General features: G+C 38.1%; 17 protein-coding genes and 1 tRNA gene. 12 read left to right on the forward strand and 6 right to left on the reverse strand.

The features are described from left to right. Window positions 1–51 precede the first annotated feature (51 nt). On the forward strand, window positions 52–1578 hold the full coding sequence (locus BLP81_RS10025; protein ID WP_093368334.1) for a GH3 family acyl-acid amido synthetase: 1527 nt from the start codon (window positions 52–54) through the stop codon (window positions 1576–1578). Here BLP81_RS10025 and BLP81_RS10030 read toward each other — a convergent pair whose 3' ends face one another. From BLP81_RS10030 to BLP81_RS10040, 3 genes are all read right to left on the reverse strand, one after another. Then, window positions 1579–2127 (reverse strand): hypothetical protein, encoded by a 549-nt coding sequence (locus BLP81_RS10030; RefSeq protein WP_093368335.1) that lies wholly within the window; start codon window positions 2125–2127, stop codon window positions 1579–1581. 49 nt (window positions 2128–2176) lie between these two features. Further along, window positions 2177–4759 carry an AsmA-like C-terminal region-containing protein gene (locus tag BLP81_RS10035; protein WP_093368336.1) on the reverse strand — a complete coding sequence of 861 codons (2583 nt, stop codon included), beginning with the start codon at window positions 4757–4759 and terminating at the stop codon, window positions 2177–2179. A gap of 87 nt (window positions 4760–4846) precedes the next feature. Continuing rightward, window positions 4847–5536, reverse strand: a complete 690-nt coding sequence (locus tag BLP81_RS10040) for a queuosine precursor transporter (protein WP_093368337.1) — start codon at window positions 5534–5536, stop codon at window positions 4847–4849. A 113-nt stretch (window positions 5537–5649) separates the two neighbouring features. On the opposite strand from BLP81_RS10040, the gene folK reads away from it, so the two are divergent. After that, entirely contained in the window at window positions 5650–6792 is a 1143-nt protein-coding gene (gene folK, locus BLP81_RS10045; RefSeq protein WP_093368338.1) for a 2-amino-4-hydroxy-6-hydroxymethyldihydropteridine diphosphokinase, read from the forward strand. Here folK and BLP81_RS10050 read toward each other — a convergent pair. Further along, window positions 6784–7833, reverse strand: a complete 1050-nt coding sequence (locus BLP81_RS10050; protein ID WP_093368339.1) for a flavin monoamine oxidase family protein — start codon at window positions 7831–7833, stop codon at window positions 6784–6786. The genes folK and BLP81_RS10050 overlap by 9 nt on opposite strands. Window positions 7834–8000: 167 nt before the next feature. Between BLP81_RS10050 and BLP81_RS10055 the strand changes: the two genes are divergently transcribed. From BLP81_RS10055 to BLP81_RS13550, 6 genes are all read left to right on the forward strand, one after another. Next, window positions 8001–8804: a serine O-acetyltransferase gene (locus tag BLP81_RS10055; RefSeq protein ID WP_093368340.1), complete on the forward strand. Its 804-nt coding sequence runs from the start codon at window positions 8001–8003 to the stop codon at window positions 8802–8804. Then, window positions 8797–9684 (forward strand): cysteine synthase CysM, encoded by an 888-nt coding sequence (gene cysM / locus BLP81_RS10060; protein ID WP_093368341.1) that lies wholly within the window; start codon window positions 8797–8799, stop codon window positions 9682–9684. Before BLP81_RS10055 ends, cysM begins: the two co-directional genes overlap by 8 nt. Window positions 9685–9789: 105 nt before the next feature. After that, a complete protein-coding gene (locus BLP81_RS10065) occupies window positions 9790–10761 on the forward strand; it encodes a 3-oxoacyl-ACP synthase III family protein (RefSeq protein WP_093368342.1) in 972 nt (323 codons plus the stop codon). A gap of 14 nt (window positions 10762–10775) precedes the next feature. Continuing rightward, window positions 10776–11600 (forward strand): SDR family oxidoreductase, encoded by an 825-nt coding sequence (locus BLP81_RS10070; RefSeq protein WP_093368343.1) that lies wholly within the window; start codon window positions 10776–10778, stop codon window positions 11598–11600. A 121-nt stretch (window positions 11601–11721) separates the two neighbouring features. Then, window positions 11722–13602, forward strand: a complete 1881-nt coding sequence (locus BLP81_RS10075; RefSeq protein ID WP_093368344.1) for a T9SS type B sorting domain-containing protein — start codon at window positions 11722–11724, stop codon at window positions 13600–13602. A gap of 203 nt (window positions 13603–13805) precedes the next feature. After that, window positions 13806–13979, forward strand: a complete 174-nt coding sequence (locus BLP81_RS13550; RefSeq protein WP_143002826.1) for a Lacal_2735 family protein — start codon at window positions 13806–13808, stop codon at window positions 13977–13979. Window positions 13980–13982: 3 nt separating this feature from the next. Here the strand turns inward: BLP81_RS13550 and holA are convergent, their stop codons facing one another. Continuing rightward, window positions 13983–14990, reverse strand: coding sequence for a DNA polymerase III subunit delta (gene holA, locus BLP81_RS10080; RefSeq protein WP_093368345.1), 1008 nt, complete (start codon window positions 14988–14990; stop codon window positions 13983–13985). Between the two features lie 43 nt (window positions 14991–15033). Here holA and BLP81_RS10085 point away from each other — a divergent pair, with 43 nt between their 5' ends. From BLP81_RS10085 to BLP81_RS10100, 4 genes are all read left to right on the forward strand, one after another. Continuing rightward, entirely contained in the window at window positions 15034–15474 is a 441-nt protein-coding gene (locus tag BLP81_RS10085) for a type I restriction enzyme HsdR N-terminal domain-containing protein (RefSeq protein WP_093368346.1), read from the forward strand. Between the two features lie 4 nt (window positions 15475–15478). Continuing rightward, complete coding sequence (locus tag BLP81_RS10090; RefSeq protein WP_093368347.1) at window positions 15479–16483, forward strand: glycosyltransferase family 2 protein; 1005 nt, start codon at window positions 15479–15481, stop codon at window positions 16481–16483. Between the two features lie 67 nt (window positions 16484–16550). Beyond that, window positions 16551–17393 (forward strand): OmpA/MotB family protein, encoded by an 843-nt coding sequence (locus tag BLP81_RS10095; protein ID WP_093368348.1) that lies wholly within the window; start codon window positions 16551–16553, stop codon window positions 17391–17393. A gap of 114 nt (window positions 17394–17507) precedes the next feature. Beyond that, a tRNA-Arg gene (locus tag BLP81_RS10100) sits at window positions 17508–17581 on the forward strand. Window positions 17582–17728: 147 nt separating this feature from the next. On the opposite strand, the gene BLP81_RS10105 is transcribed toward BLP81_RS10100, so the two are convergent. Continuing rightward, window positions 17729–18051: transposase (locus tag BLP81_RS10105; protein ID WP_245686452.1), on the reverse strand; the 323-nt coding region annotated here is incomplete at its 5' end.

Genomic DNA, 18051 nt, shown 5'->3' on the forward strand with positions numbered 1-18051 from the left:
CAGAATAAAAAAAAGACATTGTTTTAGCTTAGCGTAAAAACTTATCCAGTCATGGCTATCCTAGGAAATATCATAAAAGGCGTTATCAATCTCAGGAATTCTATTTCTTCCGAAACCGATCACGTTGATAATCAGAAAGAAACCTTTAAATTTTTACTTGAAAAAGCTAAGCATACAGAATTTGGACAACACTTTGAGTTTTCCAAAATTTTAAAATCTGAAGTTCCCTACAAAGAATTTAAATCCACTATTCCTTACTTTAGTTATGATAAAATCCATAACGATTGGTGGCATAAGCTTCACGAAGGAAAAGATAATGTCACCTGGCCTGGTCATCCAAGTTATTTTGCATTGAGTTCAGGAACCACCGGAAAAACCAGCAAGCGGATTCCCGTGACCGATGATATGATTGAGGCTATTAAAAATGCCGGAATCAAACAGGTTTTGGCGATGGAAAACTTTGATTTGCCCGCCGATTTCTTTGAAAAAGAAATCATGATGCTGGGAAGTTCTACAAATCTTGAAAAAAACAACGAGCATGTAGAAGGAGAAATCAGTGGGATAAGCGCCAGCCGAATTCCGTTTTGGTTTCGAGGGTTTTATAAGCCTGGTGAAGAAATTTCTAAAATTGATGACTGGGATGAACGCGTCCAGAAAATTGCTGAACATGCCAAAAAATGGGATATTGGTGCTTTAAGCGGTATCCCCTCCTGGATGGAACTGATGATGGAAAAAGTCATCGACTATCATCAAGTAGATACTATTCACGACATATGGCCCAATCTTAGAGTTTATACTTCCGGGGGTGTGGCCTTTGGACCTTACGAAAAAAGCTTTAAACGCTTAACGGGTAAACCCGTTGAAGTGGTAGATACTTATTTAGCTTCAGAGGGCTTTATAGCCCTGCAAACCCGACCAGAAACCGATGCAATGCAGCTGCTTACCGATAACGGAATCTTTTTTGAATTCGTCCCGTTCCAGCCGGAATATATTAACCCAGATGGTTCATTAAAGCCCGATTCTCCAAGTATCAGCATCGAAGAAGTGAAGCTAAATCAGGATTATGTTCTTCTCGTGAGCACCGTAAGTGGTGCCTGGCGTTACAGCATTGGAGATACCATTCAGTTTACCGACATCGCCAAAGCTGAAATCAAAATAACCGGACGCACTAAATTCTTTTTAAATACTGTAGGCTCTCAGTTATCGGTCAATAAGATGGATGCTGCTATGAAAAGGCTGGAAGATCAATTTGATATCGATATTTCAGAATATACCATCTGTGCTAAGCGCGGAGAAGATGATGAATTTTATCACTATTGGTATTTAGGGACTTCAGACACGAGTTTAGATTCTTCTAAAGTGGCAGAAGCCCTGGATGAGGCTTTACAGGCTGCCAATAAAAACTATAAAGTCGCCAGAACCAAAGCTTTAAAAGGCGTAAAAGTCCACCTCATCAAACCTAAAGTGTTTTACGACTGGAACGCCCGCAATAAAAAGAAGGGCGGACAGGTAAAGATGGAACGGGTGATGAATGAAGATAAATTTCAGGAATGGGAAAAATTTGTGCGAGAACAATAACTAGCGTTCTTGTACGATCTGCATGATTTCTTCTGGTGATAAGTAATACCGCTGAATTCTTTTCTTGTAGCTTTGATCAATATCGGCATGATCGAGTATAAAGTTTTTGGTTTTTAAAATATAGTCCTCCATACCTTGATTTACGGCGAAGGTATCTGCAGCGCGTTCAGCTTCAATAATATGTTTTTCCATATATAAATAACGAATTCCAAACCAAATCAAATTTAGAGCACTTCGATTTTCATAATCCAGAATATGTCCTAACTCATGGCCAATCCAACCCGTCATGACTTCCGGGGGAACATTGGTGGTTTTAAATTCCTGTCCAGAAATTTTAAATTTCTCACTTATAAAAATATAATACTCTCGACTGGACCTGGGTTTGAACAAACTCTTGAATCTGGGCTGAGCCTGCATAGTCGATTTCTTGATGTCTGATTTAAACTTAAAAGTGATCTTAACCTCACTCAACTGTGGAAAAAAATCCAAAGCCAGCTTTATTTCATCTTCGATAGATTTCGGATAAATGTGGTTTTCCTGAGCCTTCATGCTAAAGCTTAAATTGATGATTAAACATATACAGATTAGATTTAGCAGCTTAATTATTCTTTTTCTTAAATATACCACCGAGTATATCTTTTATGGCTCCTTCTTTGGTTTGGGTGGTGTCTGTCTGAGTACTGTCGACAGCTTTGCCGCCTCCAAGAAGCTTGTCGATTTGACCACCAATCTTATCTTTTACAGTATTCTCCAGTTTTTCTTTTTGAGCTTCTACAATTTGAGTGGTCAGGCTTTGTATTGCACGTTCAGTATTGACTTTTATTTGCGGACTGGAAAAACTACCCGTAATCCCAACCGGAAGACTAACACTCATGGTGCTTAAATCTGCACTGCTTAACTGGGCCAGCTTGCCTCCTACTTCATCTCCAAAATATTTTGCAGGGACATTAAAACTCAATTTATAATCCATTGAATTTTCAAAGTTGTGACTTCCGGAAACATCAACCTTAATGTCTTCAACCTCAAAATCAAAATCATCAATATCTATTGCTCCATTTTTAAAGTTAAACTCAGTGATTAAATCATTCACTTTCAACTTATCAAAATTTAAAAAATCAAATTGACTATTTAGCTTCGAAAACAGTGGCATTTTATTTTGGTCTACCTGGGCATTGATTATTTTTGCCCGTGCACTTCCCGAGAGAGAAGTATAGATAGGCATCAAATCATTGGTCAGATTCCCCTGTAAGTTTATAGTAGTAGAAGCAATACCTTCCAGTGCCTGCGCTATGGGTGCCAGTCCTTTTATCAGTTTCATCTGCTGAAAAGCTTCCAGTATTTTAAAGGTGTTAAGGCTTAAGCGCATATCAAAATTTGGAGCATTGGCCGTAGAAACCTTTCCGTCCAGTTGTATATTTCCTCCAAAGATATCAGCACTGATATCTTTAAGTATGGCATTTTCTTCTCTCAAAGCCAGACTTCCTTTTGCATTGTTCAATGTTAAGTTGTCATACTTCACATTTTCAGCTTTAAAATTCAATACTATATCTAAAAACTTTGGAATTTGAATGGCTTCTGCAGTGGTGCCAGAGGCTGTTTCTGAGGTAGAAGTGGCTTCGCTTTCAACCCTGAAATCTGAGATGTCAAACTGGGTTGATGTGGCATTAAAGGTACCTCTGAGCGGTTGATCTGAAAAGGCAAAACCCAGTATGTTTTTAACATTTCCTGTCATCTGTAGATCAGAAGAACCGGCCGTCATCTCAAAATTGTTAAGCTGAGCCGCATCACTTGTAAAATCTACAGCTGCAACTTCGATATGCAATGGTTTTGCAAGTTCCGGCGAAGTATAATCGAATTTTGACAGTTGCATTGAACCCTGAGCGCTTACGTTTTCATAGGCTTGACGCTCCAGAGAATTCATGTCAAAATTAGCTGCTAAATCCGCCTTTAAAATTCCATTCAGATCCTGTTCAAGTTCAAGCGGATAAGCTTTCGAAAGGTTTGCTAAATTCAGGACCCCGTCCACTTTAAAATCGACAATCATATTCGTAGTCAGATCCTTAATCTTACCACTTCCCGTAAATCGATCCTGATCTATTCTGAAGTTAACTTTGTCAAAATTGATGTATGTATCTTCTACGAGTCCGGTTTCATTCATAACTTCAACCTCAAGCGATATATTTTCTACCTTTTTTGGTAAATCAGGGTATTTGAAAGACGCATTTGAGCTGGACGCTGAAATATCTAATTTGGGAATATAGGTCTCATCCACTTTTCCCTGGATACTCCCGGTCAACGTAAAATCTCCGGTTGTGTTAACTTCATCCAGGTTGGAAGCATAGGTTTCCGGGACTAGCGCCAGGAAATTTTTAAAATCTGAAGAAGGGGTTGAAAACTGGATATCCATCTCATTATATGTATCGAAGACCTGAACATAACCTTCAAATTTGAGTGGAAGTTGATTGACAACCGCTTCATTATCTAAAAAGGAGAATTTCATAGTTTCAAAATCCATTTTCAAATCCGCATCCAGGACAATTGAATTGTTTTTTAAGTAGTTGGTTCCGTCGTAGTCAAACGAAATTTTGGAATCTGTATGTGTCTTCAGAGTAAACACAGATGCGGCGAAATCGCCATCCCCCCTGTGATTGAAATCGCGTAATTTTAAATAAAGATTACCGCTTTCATCGAGATAATTTATTCGGGAGGAATTGATCTCGTAATGATTCAGATTAAGTTGAAATGGTTTTTCGGCCTCTTTATTACTGGAATCTGTAGCTTCAGAAGTTTTTACGATGTCGTAATTAGTTTTTCCGAGAGAATCCACTTTTATATTGACCACCGCTTCGTTTAAATACATTTCGTCAATGCTTAAACCCTCATCTTTAAAAAGCTGCATCACGCCCATAGCGAGATTAAACTCTTTGGCATAGAGTAATGTATCTCCTTCAAAAGGAGCTTTATTGATCAGGCTTAGATTTTCGAGGCTTAGGCTTGCATCAGGAAAATTTCTGAACAAACTCAAGTCCAAGGAAGACCATTCCACCTGAGCGTTTACATTGTCATTAGCCGCCTTTTTTACCATTTTTTCTATACTTCCCTGAAATAAAATGGGAGTAAGAAATAATGCAATAATGAGTACCAACGCAATAATTCCTATAATTTTAAGAGCCTTTTTCATAATTAAAATTTGATCTAAAATTACGTAATGCCTTTTCCTTTAACCCTAAAAAAGAATTAAAATTTAGAATTGTTTAAGCTGAAGACCTTAGGATTCCATCAATTCTTCGCCTGGTTTTAAGTGAAATCTTTTACGCAGGAGGTAAACGATCAAATACAGGAACGGCGTATCCAAAATGGCAATGAGCACTTTAAAAAGAAATCCGCTTAAAAGTAAACCCCAGAAGAGTTTCCATTCCAGTTCCCCGAAAACACTGAGTAAAAAAACCACTGCAAAGGTATCCACAAACTGAGATAAAAACGTGGAGAAGTTATTCCTTAACCACAGGTGCTTGCCTTTGGTCAATTTTTTCCAGAAGTGGAAGATGTAAATGTCGACATACTGAGCAAGCAAGTAGGCCATCATCGACGCGCCAACTGCGATTGTCGTGGCTCCAAATACATTACTGAATATTTCATCGCCAATTGGAGACCAGCTGGTAGAAGGTACAGCTTCGGAAATCATTATGATAAGCAGGGAAAATACGGAAGCAAAAATACCCAGAGTGACTACCTGATTGGCTTTCTTCTTTCCATAAATCTCACTTATAGAATCTGTGATTAAAAACGTTATGGGATAAGGCAAAACACCCACAGAAATTTCAAAGGTGTATAAACCGAAGAAATCCCAGTAAAAAAATTTCTTAAAGATAAGATTGGAAACCACTAGAGAAGTAATAAACAAAGCCGCCAGAATAAGATAGATGCGGTCTGAAGAAAGTTTTTGTACTGCTGTCAATTATATTTCGATTTGATATTTACCTTTGTGGCAAAATTAAGCTGCAAACTTAAAGAAACGCTTAGTTTGAGAGTAGATAGTAAATCAATATTTAATAAAATTTTCTAAATAGATTGAATAGCATCACCACAACATATATTGCCCTGGGAAGCAATAAAGGCAATAAACTGACTTTGCTTAAGGAAGCAATCCATGAAATTTATAAAACACTAGGTGATGTCACCAAGGTTTCAAAAGTGTATCAGACACCAGCCTGGGGATTTGAGGGGGAGGATTTTTTGAATGCCGTCATAGAAGTAAAGACAAGGCATTCTGCTGAAATAACTTTGGAAAAACTCCTGGCTATTGAACTCCAACTGGGAAGAACCCGATTAAACACCGAAGGCTATCAGGCCAGAACCCTGGATCTGGATATTCTGTTTTTTGGAGAGATGATCATAAATACAAAGGCGCTCAGCATTCCACACCCCAAACTGTCTGAGAGAAATTTTGTCCTCTACCCCTTAGCAGATGTAGCTCCCAACCTGGTTCACCCCAGGCTAAATCAAAGCATTTCAAGCCTGGTGTCAGCGAGTCCGGACGATTCGCCTATCGAGGCGATTTCGGAGCAGCTTCAGCCCAGAATTGCAGAATTCAGGCAGATAAACTACCTCACCATTGAAGGAAACATTGGCTCAGGAAAAACAAGCCTGGCTGAAATGATAGCTGAAGATTTCAATGGGAAACTGATTCTCGAGAGGTTTAAGGACAATCCATTTTTACCCAAATTTTACGAAGACCAAACCCGATTTGCTTTTCCGCTTGAAATGTCTTTTTTGGCAGATCGCCATCAGCAGCTGATGGATGATATCTCACAGTTGGATTTGTTTTCAGACTTTGCCATTTCAGATTACAATCCCAACAAATCTCTGATATTCTCAAAAGTTACGCTTCAGGAAGATGAATATGCCCTGTACAAAAAAATATTCACCATCATGTATAGCGAAGTCCCCAAGCCTGACGTGTATGTGTATCTTTATCAGAATGTAGAACGCTTACTCAGTAATATCAAAAAAAGAGGCAGGGATTACGAGCAGAATATATCTCCTGAGTATCTTAAAAACATTCATAAGGGTTATCTGAACTTTTTCAATTCCCAAAATAAAATCGATGTCAAAATTATCGATATTTCAGATTTGGATTTTGTGGCCAATCGTGAGGACTACTTATTTCTGATCAATAAGATTTCAGAAATCAACTCGAAAGTTTCAGGATAACTTTTTCAGAAGCCATTCCCCTACTTCCAGTCCCCGATGGACGGCTCCATCCATGTATCCGGGAGTCTGAGCTGCAGTTTCTGAAGCTGAAAAAAACAGGCGATTACTAAAAAAACCCTCTCTTAGCCCGGGATTGCCATTGTTTTGGTGAGGAACGAGCAGCTCCGCTTTTTCATGAATGGTAAATTTTTCTTCCCTCCAGTTCACGTCAGCATAGGCTTCATTTTGTACATCATCATTTAAAAATAAAGTACCCAGCTGCTTCAAGACCCTTTGTTTTCTCTCCTCTTTGGTAAGTTCGGAATAGCTCGAATTTAAAAATCCTACGAGCGCATGTTGTGCTGTTCTCACATCACTGTGATCGTACATTTCCTGAATGATTTGCTGTGGACTCATCAAGGTACCTGTAAAACCATCCTTTTTCCAAAAATCTGAATCAAAAGCAACCGAAAACTTGATGGAATCTGACATCCAGGTGTGTGTTTTTGATAACAAAACATGTGAATGCTCTGATAAACCCGGTTCAAAACGGATGCTATCCGTAATCAACTGTGGCGGGATGCTTATCACCAGATAATCCGCCTTAAACTGCCTGTTTTCGGTCCGGATCTCAAAACCCTGATCAAATTTTACTGATTTCACAACTTCATTATAATGAATCGGAACTGAAATTTCCTTTTTCAATGTATCGATAAGTGCAGAAGTACCGTTGTCAAACTTATAAGTAGAGGCTTCCTGATGGGGTATTTGAAACCGCTCTAGGTTTCCTTTAGGACGGAAATCATACATTGCTTCCCTCCCATTTTCCTGGGTTTTAAAAGGAATGTTTAATTCACGGATAAGCTTGAGAAGGCTGGTATGCTGTGGTCCAAACCAGGTCGCTCCCAATTCTAAGTGCCTGGGATTTAGGTTTTTGGTCAGAATTCTACCTCCTAATCTTGGTCTTGCTTCTAAAATTTCAACATCCATATTGGATTTCCTCACCCCATAAGCCGTCGATAAACCACTTAAACCTGCTCCAACTATCAAAACCTTAGGCATCCTGTTTTTTCTGCAAATATCAATTTAAAACAGTAGTTTTTCGATTCTAAAATCGTAAAGTAAGTTTAAAATTAAGGAATGAAAATTGTTCTTAGCAATTGAACTCTTACTTTCACGTTTCAAAAGCAATTTTGAAAATTTAATACTAGGTTGTTTAAATTAGCAATATGTCCCTAACACTGAAACAAGATATTATTCGGAAAATAGAAGCTGAGAAAGCAAAAGTTTCCAACGTATATCAGATTAAAAGCAAAACGGTAAAGTTTACAGAGCAACTTTTCTTAACCCTGTTTGATAAGGAAACCGATGTCACTACCGGAATGGATGAACTGGAATTACAATTCAAAGTTTTAGCGGATTTGGTATGCTTCAAAGAGGAGGATCCCTGTCGGGAGATCTGGACCGACTTCATGAAAAAACTTCCCGATATTCTTCAAAAATTGAATAAAGACGCTTGTTTTATCAAAGAAAATGATCCTGCAGCCAATTCTATAGACGAAGTTTACCTGGCTTATCCTGGGTTTTATGCCATTGCGATTTATAGGTTAAGTCATGCCTTGCTGGAGTTTGGCTTACCCATTGTGCCCCGATTAATGTCGGAATGTGCACATACGTCGACGGGAACCGATATCAACCCCGGGGCTAAAATCGGGAATCCATTTTTTATCGATCATGCGACAGGAGTTGTGATTGGAGAAACCTGTGAGATCGAAGATTGTGTAAAAATTTACCAAGGGGTGACACTCGGTGCTTTATTGGTGGATAAAACCCTGAAACACCAGAAAAGACATCCAACGATAAAAAGCCATGTTACCATTTATGCCAATGCAACTATCCTTGGAGGTGAAACTGTCATTGGAGAAGGCTCAACCATTGGCGGAAACGTCTGGCTAACCAAATCTGTACCCAGTAATTCCTTTGTCACCCATAAATCTATGGTGAAAATCAACCAAAATAAAAATCATGAGTAGAAGTATATTAGACTTAATAGGAAATACTCCCCTTGTAGAAGCAAAAACCCTGGTCGAAAATCCCAATGTCAAATTGTTTCTCAAACTGGAGGGACAAAATCCAGGAGGAAGTGTCAAAGACCGTGCAGCCTACAATATGATAAAATCTGCCATGGAACGTGGAGATATCGATCAAAACACAAAACTCATTGAGCCTACCAGTGGAAATACGGGTATTGCCCTGGCCATGGTGGCAGGAATTTTTGGCCTGGATATAGAATTGGTCATGCCGGAAAATGCCACTCAGGAACGCGTGCAAACGATGAAGGCATACGGCGCTAAAGTTACTCTTACCGACGGAGAGAAAGGCATCATGTATTCCCGGGATTATGCCGAAGAAAAAGTAAAAAGCGGGAATTACTATATGTTCAATCAGTTTGCAAATGAAGACAATTGGAAAGCGCATTACAAAACCACAGGACCTGAAGTCTGGAGAGATACAGACCAAAAAGTTACACACTTTGTCTCTTCTATGGGAACTACAGGAACCATTATGGGAACATCCAGGTTTTTAAAAGAAAAAAACAACGCCATACAACTTGTAGGAGTTCACCCGGCAGAAGGAACCAAAATTCCAGGCATACGCAAATGGCCGGAAGAATATTTACCCAAAATATATGACCCAAACCGCGTAGACCATATTTATGAAGTCAATGAAGCGGAAGCTAAAAAAATGGCAAGGTATCTCGCTGAAAAAGAAGGCATTTTCTCGGGGATGAGTTCCGGCGGAGCCACCGCAGCTGCGGTGAAACTTTGTGAAAGTTTGGAACATGGGGTTGTCGTTAGTATTATTTGTGATCGCGGAGACCGGTATCTTTCCTCTGATCTGTTTGCCTCTTAATCATTTCAGGTCTTAAATGTTAAAATTAGAAGTCTTTTATCAGATTTATTCTGAAAAGTGAATTAAAAACTTAAATTTCGCCACTTAACGCATAAATTATTGTCTATGCCTAATGTGTATATAAGTGGTACCGGAGCCTATGTGCCTCCAAAAGTAGTTCCAAATTCTTTTTTTGAAAAAGTAGGCTCCTCAGATGAGTGGATTTTCAACAAACTTGGGATTAAAGAGCGGCGAATTGTGGAAAATGAAGCCACTAGTGACCTAGCTTACAAAGCAGGCCTGGATGCCGTTAAAAATGCAAATTTAAAGGTTGAAGATATTGACCTCATTATCGTGGCAACCACGACTCCAGATCGGCAAGCACCCTCTTGCGCGTGTTTTGTACAGGAGAAAATGAAAGCTTTCAATGCTGTAGCTTTTGATGTCGCGGCGGTTTGCTCGGGTGCATTATTCACCATTTCGGTGGGGTATCAGTTTGTCAAAAACGGAGTCTATAACAATGTTTTAGTCATTGGAGCCGATACCTTCTCGAATATTATTGACTGGGAACGCAGGGATTCCGTGTTTTTTGGAGATGGCGCCGGAGCTTTAATTTTGAGTAAAACAGAGGAAGATAAAGGTTTTATCGACTTCAACCTACATTCTGACGGACGCGGCAAAGAACATTTCACCATTCCTGGTGGCGGATCTGAAACACCTACCTCTAAAGAAACTATAGACAATCGCATGCATTATTTCCAAATGAATGGAAAAGAAGTCTTTGATACAGCAACCAAAGTAGTCCCTGAATCTATCGAGGAGCTTTTAGAAAAAACGAAAACTTCTATAGATGATGTCAGTTTTATGATTCCCCACCAACCCAGTATTGGAATTTTGAAAACTATTGCCAAAAAAGTAAACCTGCCTTTTGAAAAAGTAATGACCAATATGGACCGATATGCCAATACCTCTGGAGCAACGATTCCTCTGGTATTAGATGAAGTTCATAAGGCCGATAAATTCAAGGACGGTGATTTACTCCTGTTTGCAGCTGTTGGTGCCGGATGGACCTGGGGAACTGCACTTTATAAATGGTAATTAAAATTTAAAACATGCTTAAAGGAAAAACATATCTCATCACAGGAATTGCAGATGAGCATTCGCTAGCCATGTATGTGGCCAAAACGATTAAAGAAAACGGCGGCCAGGTCATTTGCACAGGACTTGGAGTAAGTAAATTTCATGAAGATTTATCGGACAAAGCCAAGTCTTTTCTGAATCAGAATTTCAAAGACTTTCAGGACAGTGTTCATCAGGAATTGGGAGAAGACACCCTTACCGAAATACTGGATGTCTCCCTGGATGCCAGTATTGATGATTTTTGCAAGAAACTGGAAACCAAAAAAATAAAAATTGATGGTTTTTTACATGCGATTGCCATGGACAAGACGATCAGAAATAAAGTTGTAAAGCCATTGCTGGATGTCACGTTTAAAGAATTTTGCGATACGATGGAAGTCTCAGCCTTTTCCCTGATCAGCCTGACGAGCCATCTTTTCAAAAATAACCTCTTGAATGCCGATGCGTCTATTTGTTCTATAAGTTATATCGCCGCTTCCAAAGTCACTTTTCACCCTTACAGAAACATAAGCATCGCTAAGGCTGCTTTGGAACGTATAACCGTTGAACTTGCCGATGAAATGGGCAGAAAGAACGGCACTCGGGTGAATTGTATTCGTTTTTCTCCCTATATGGGTAGCAAAGCCGGAAACGCTACACTAAACCAGAAAGATGTAGAGCATGCGCATCGCAAGAGTCCGCTTGGCAATGCCCTGCCTGAAGATTTAGCGCATGAAGTCTTACATCTGTTAAGACCCAACGGAAGGATTACCGGTGAAATAAGATATGTAGACGGGGGATATAACATTATGGGGTAATTGTAAAATTATAAGCCTTAACTTTTAGCGTATATTAGATTTAGGACCTATTCTTGAGAGGAATAGGTCTTTCTTATTTTCAGTAATCGTATTTTTACAGACTTAATTTATCGGTGTTATTTTGAATAAAAAATCATTAACAGGAGTAGTATTCGTTTTAGCAAGTTTTGCCTCACAAGCACAGACCGGCCTGGGATTTTGCCAGGGAAATTCTGGGGATGCCATTTTTGAAGAAGATTTTGGCCAGGGAACACAAAACGGACCGGCATTACCTCCAGGTACGACTACATATGATTTTGTTAACGGGAATGATCCTAACGATGGAGAATACACCATCACTAACAGTACCTCTGCATATGGATGGAATCTCCCCCAAGATCATACCCTAAATGACGAAAATGGTAAAGCGTTCATTGTAAATGCCAGTAATGACTCTACTTCTGAATCAGGTTTGTTTTATCAAATTCCTATTAACGGACTTTGTATCAATAACTCCTATGAGTTTTCGGCCTGGCTTATAAATATCTTACCAGCTTCAGGTTGCGAAGGTAACGGCATCCCGGTTAATGTCAGGTTTCAGATCTGGGATGAAACCAATACTATAATTCTAGCGGAAGGGGACACAGGTAATATTAATGGGACAAGTTCTCCGGTATGGGAGCAGTTTGCTTTAACTTTCACTACACAGCCCGGGCAAAACTCGGTGATTTTAAAGATGCTAAACAATGGTATAGGTGGCTGTGGAAACGATTTAGCCATAGATGACATCGTGTTTAAATCCTGTGGTGATTTTACTGAAATAATCAGTGAAAATAGTGAAACAAATATCCAGCTCTGTGAAGGTGAATCCTTAACCAATCTCACTCTGGAAGCCAGTCCGGGTTTTAGCGTTTATAAATCACCAAATTACCAATGGCAAAACAGTCAAGATGGTGACAACTGGACTAATATTCCTGGTGAAACAAATAATTTATTGATAGTTCCACAAATCAACAGTGATCAATTTTACAGAGTGCTTGTAGCTGAAGATTTTGCCAATGTAAATAGCACGGCTTGCAATAGTATTTCTTCTGTTTTTGAGGTAAATTTAATTGAGTTTATAGATCCTGTAAGTCTTGGTGATGTTTTTATTTGCGAAGGAGATTCACAAAGCATGGCGGTGGAAACTGATTCCACTTTTAGAGTTAACTGGTATGATAGTGAAAATGCAGGTAATCTTCTGGCAGAAAATACGTTTGAATTTAAGCCAGAAAATAATGGAACTTACTATGCAGAGGCCACTACACTTGAAGGAAACTGCACCAATCCAGAGCGTGTAGCTATTCAATATACTGTTTATGAAACGCCGGAACTTGAGGATGAAACGCTTGAAATTTGCGAGGGAGAGCGTATCACCTTGAGTGAAACTATTGAAAATGTCGACTATGTATGGAGTACCGGAGAAACCGGCAGTTCCATAGAGGTGGATACCGCTGGAATTTACAGGCTGGAACTGATCACTGCAGACAATTGTGTGGTTTCCAAAGCATTTGTGATTGAATCGATTTTTGCTCCTCAAATTTCGGCAATTTCCAAAGTTGACAACTCCCTGGTCATTGAAACCGTTTCAGAAGGTGATTTCAGCTATTCTATAAACGGATTCAGTTATCAGAGTCAACCAGTCTTCGATAATATAGAGGGCGGTTTATATACTGTCTATGTCAGGGAAAACAGTGGATGTGGAATCGCCACCGAAGAATTTATATTTTTAGAGATTCCTGCCTTTTTTACGCCCAATGCTGATCAGATTAACGATACCTTTAAAATTGAAGGGGACCTTTATTTTGATGTTTTTGAAATTATTATTTTTGATAGATTCGGGAAGATTTTAGTTCGTGCAGATGAAGCCCCTTTTGAATGGGATGGTACTTACAACGGGAATAATATGCCTGCAGACGATTACTGGTATCGCATCCTGATCGATAACCAAACCTATAGTGGAAACATCACACTAACGAGATAATTCAAATCTTTTAAATACAACAGATATAGGCATTTAATTCTTTCAAATACTAAAATGATGAAGCTTATTAACTATTGATACGATTTCTTTTCATTAAAGTTTTCAAATTTCACTCATTTAGATAATTTTAGGTTAAGACTTAAAAATAACAGCCTTCTGTAGATTAAAATAATTATTTTAGAGATGAATTAAAATCAAAAATTATGTTTGGATTATTTAAAAAGAAGACGGATTTAGAAAAACTCGAAGATCAATATAAAAAACTTCACAAGGATGCTTTTGAGCTATCAAAAGTGAACCGACAAAAATCGGATGCCAAACTAAAAGAGGCGAATGATATTAGTAAACAGATTGAAGAGTTAAAAAGTAAAAGTTAAGATTTACCTCATTAGTTTAACGAGTAACTCTTTCAGCAAATCCCCATGAGGAATTTGGTTGGTTCTCACCCCTTTGCTTTTCATATCGACATCACGTATTAAAGCAATGGCCTGACTGGCCTGTTTCATTGTATATTTTTGCGCAGCAAAACTGTAATCTTTAACAAAAAACGGACTTACTCCTAAAGCTCTGCTGGCTGCCTGTTGAGATTTATCCTTTAGGGCATGGTATCTCAATAGTTTATTAAAAAAGGAATTAAGTGTAGCGACTGTCAACGGCAACGGATGATGTTTTGGGTTTTGGGCAAAGTAAAATGCAATTTGCTGAGCCTTAACTTCATCTTTAATTCCTATCGCTTTATTCAATTCAAAACTATTGAAATCCTTACTGATCCCGATATTTTCCTCGATGAGTTCAGGGGTTATTTTAGTTCCAGGGGGCACCACGTACCTAAGTTTTTCGAGTTCTTTATAAATCAGGGATAAATTGTTACCCAAAAACTCCACTAACATTTCGGAAGCTTTTGGAACAATTGAATAACCTGATGCTGAAAGAGTTTCCGCAATCCATTGCGGAACCTGATTATCGTAAAGCGGTTTGGTTTCAAAATAAACGGCTTCTTTCTTTAACAGTTTAGTCACTTTTGACCGCCCATCCATTTTTTTATACTTAATACAAAACACTAAAACCGTGTTATGCTGGGGCTGTTCGATATAGGATAATAAACTGTCCATGTTTTTCAGCAAAGCCTGAGCTTCTCTCACAATGACCACTCTGTGCTCTGCCATCATGGGATATTGCTTGGCCTGGCCAATGACATCATCTATACTGACATCTTTTCCATAAAGAATGCTTTGATTAAAGGCCTTCTCATCTTCCGAGAGAACAGTTTGCTCAATTTTATCGGCAATGAGATCAACAAAAAATGTTTCTCTCTCCCCTACTAAACAGTAGATGGGTGCGAATTGGCCTTGGTCCAGGTCTGAAAGTATAGATTTAAAATCCTTCATATAAGATAAGCTTCAATTTGATTCAATTTTGTTTCTTTGAACTATGCAAAAATTGAATTTTCCGGAATATTCATTTAAATTCAAAAGTAAAGAAAATAAGCCTGCTATATTTTCAATTCTGAGGAAAAAATATCTGGTTTTAACTCCCGAAGAATGGGTTAGGCAACACTGCGTGCAGTTTCTGGTTTCAGAAAAAAAATATTCTTTGGCCCTTTTGAATGAGGAACGAAAAATTGAATTGAATGGTATTACAAAACGCTATGACGTTATCGGTTTCAAATCCGATGGAAAAATTGAACTCATTGTAGAATGCAAGGCACCCCATATTCCTATAACTCAAGAGACCTTTGATCAAATTGCGAGGTATAATCTGGCTCTCAAGGCGGATTATCTCATGATAACCAATGGAATGAATCATTACTTTTGCCAAATGGATTATGAGCAAGGAACCTATATCTTCTTAGAACATTTACCCTCACATTAATCAGATGAAAGTAGCTGTAGTTATTTTGAATTGGAATGGCAAGGATCTCTTGAAAAGATACCTGCCATCGGTTATTACGCATTCTGAAAATGCGAAAATTTATGTAGCCGATAATGCTTCAAATGACGATTCTTTAGAATTCCTAACTCACCATTTTCCGGAAGTAGTCATCCTTAAAAATACGACAAATTCAGGCTTTGCCGGAGGTTATAACAAAGCCTTAAAGTATGTTGAAGAAGATATTTATGTTTTACTGAATAACGATGTTGAAGTTACACACGGATGGCTCGAAGGAATATTAGCCTTATTTAAAAAATCAGAGGTCATCGCTGCTGTGCAACCCAAAATAAAATCTATACACCATCCAACTCAATTTGATTATGCCGGAGCTGCAGGTGGTTTTATTGATGCCCTGGGCTATCCATTTTGCAGAGGACGTATTTTTGATCATCTTGAAGAGGACAAAGGACAATATGATACCACTGAAGAGATTTTTTGGGCTAGTGGGGCCTGTTTTGCTATCAGAAAATCCTGTTTTAGAGAAACGAAAGGCTTTGATGAAACTTATTTTGCTCACCAGGAAGAGATAGATTTATGCTGGAGACTCAAAAATCTTAACTACTCCATTTGGTGTACTTCAGAAAGTGAAGTATATCATCAAGGAGGCGGAACCTTATCAAGTTCAAGTCCAAGAAAGACATTTTTAAATTTTCGAAACTCCTTATGCACACTTTTAAAAAATTCTGAAAAAAATCCATTTAAAATTATAGTTCTGAGAATGCTTTTGGATGGTTTAGCTGCAATACGGTTTTTAACAAAAGCTAAGTTTTCTCATTTTGCTGCAATATTACAGGCGCATCTCAGTTTTTATGGTCTTATGAGTGAAATGCTAAATAAAAGAAAGTTGTTAAAAAAAAAGAAACAAGAATTTATTGTAGGTAGCATAGTTTGGCATAGTTTTGTACTGAATAATAAACAATTCAGCCAACTGAAAACCGACAATAAATAATTTGTTAAGTGCAATTATATTTAAATGTCAAAGCTTAAATTTGTATAACTAAAACAAAAAATTTACCATGAAAAAATTATTTGCAATTGCTATTACGGGTATTTTAATGACTTCCTGTGTTTCCAATAAGAAATACGCGGAACTGGAAGATAAATACCAATCGACTCAAGATCAGCTTAAAACTGCTGAAATGCAACTTTCTGCTTGTGAAGATGAAAAAAAATCACTCAGAACTTCCTATGAAAGTCAAATCAAAACGCTTCAAAATACAAACGCAGCTTTGATTAATACTACTGGAGATATTGCTACTATTTCTAAGAAAGGAGCTGAAAACTTGGAACGTTCTTTAGAAAGTATGAAAGAGAAAGATCTTCAGATTAAAACTATGCGTGATGCTATCAACAAAAAAGATAGTGTAACACTTGCTTTAGTAACAAGTTTGAAAGGAGCTTTAAATGATATCAACGATGAGGATATTCAAATCAGCGTTGAGAAAGGTGTTGTATTTGTTTCAATTTCAGATAAGTTATTATTCGGAAGCGGACAATATAAAGTAACTCAGGAAGCGAGAAATGTACTTGCCAAAGTCGCTAAAGTTGTTAACGATAAAAAAGACTTTGAGTTTATGGTAGAGGGTCACACCGATACTCAGCCAATCTCAAGAACTAATATTGAAGACAACTGGGACTTAAGTACCAAGAGAGCTACTTCAGTTGTAAGAATTTTACAAGAAGAGTACAACGTAGATCCTACTAGAATGACTGCAGCGGGAAGAGGAGAATATATTCCTGTCGCGAGCAACGAAACTGCAGAAGGCAGAGCGAAAAACAGAAGAACAAGAATCGTAGTTCTTCCTAAACTAGATCAATTCTTCGGAATGATTGAAGAAGGAATGAAAGAAGCCAAATAATAAATTTTCAACTATACGGAAGCCTCACTTTTTGTGGGGCTTTTTTATTGAATAAAATTAAAAGTATTAGTTGTGTAAAAGAAGATTATTTCTATATTTGCACTCGCAAAAACAGGTCGCGTAGCTCAGTTGGATAGAGCATCTGCCTTCTAAGCAGACGGTCACAGGTTCGAATCCTGTCGCGATCACGACAAGCACAAAACCACATTCGTTAGAATGTGGTTTTTATGTTTTACACAAGTGTCAAAAACATAGTTTTTGTAAGCGCAGGGTAAAACATAAAAACCAAAATGGCGATAGCCATGGTTTTGTAGGATCAAGACTAAAAGTTGTGTTTATGCAAATATCGTAGTGAGTCTATAAAGGAAAAATTCTACATTTTTAACACCTCTGAACTGTGCTCTAAAAGCTTTTATTTTGGCATTAAAGGATTCTGCTGATGCATTCGTGCTTCTGTTTATAAAGTAGTTCAGGATGGATCTATAATTGAGCGTTATTGTGTTTGCTATTGTATTGAAAGCTCTCAAGCCAGTATTTTCTACATCTTTATACCAATGTGCTAATTTTGTATAGGCTATTTCAATAGATGTTGCGGTATTGAATATGTTTCTGAGTCCTTGAACCAGATCGTAGGCTGTCTTTATATCAGGATATTGAT

This window comes from Psychroflexus sediminis (assembly GCF_900099815.1).
GTDB classification, from domain to species: Bacteria; Bacteroidota; Bacteroidia; order Flavobacteriales; family Flavobacteriaceae; genus Psychroflexus; species Psychroflexus sediminis.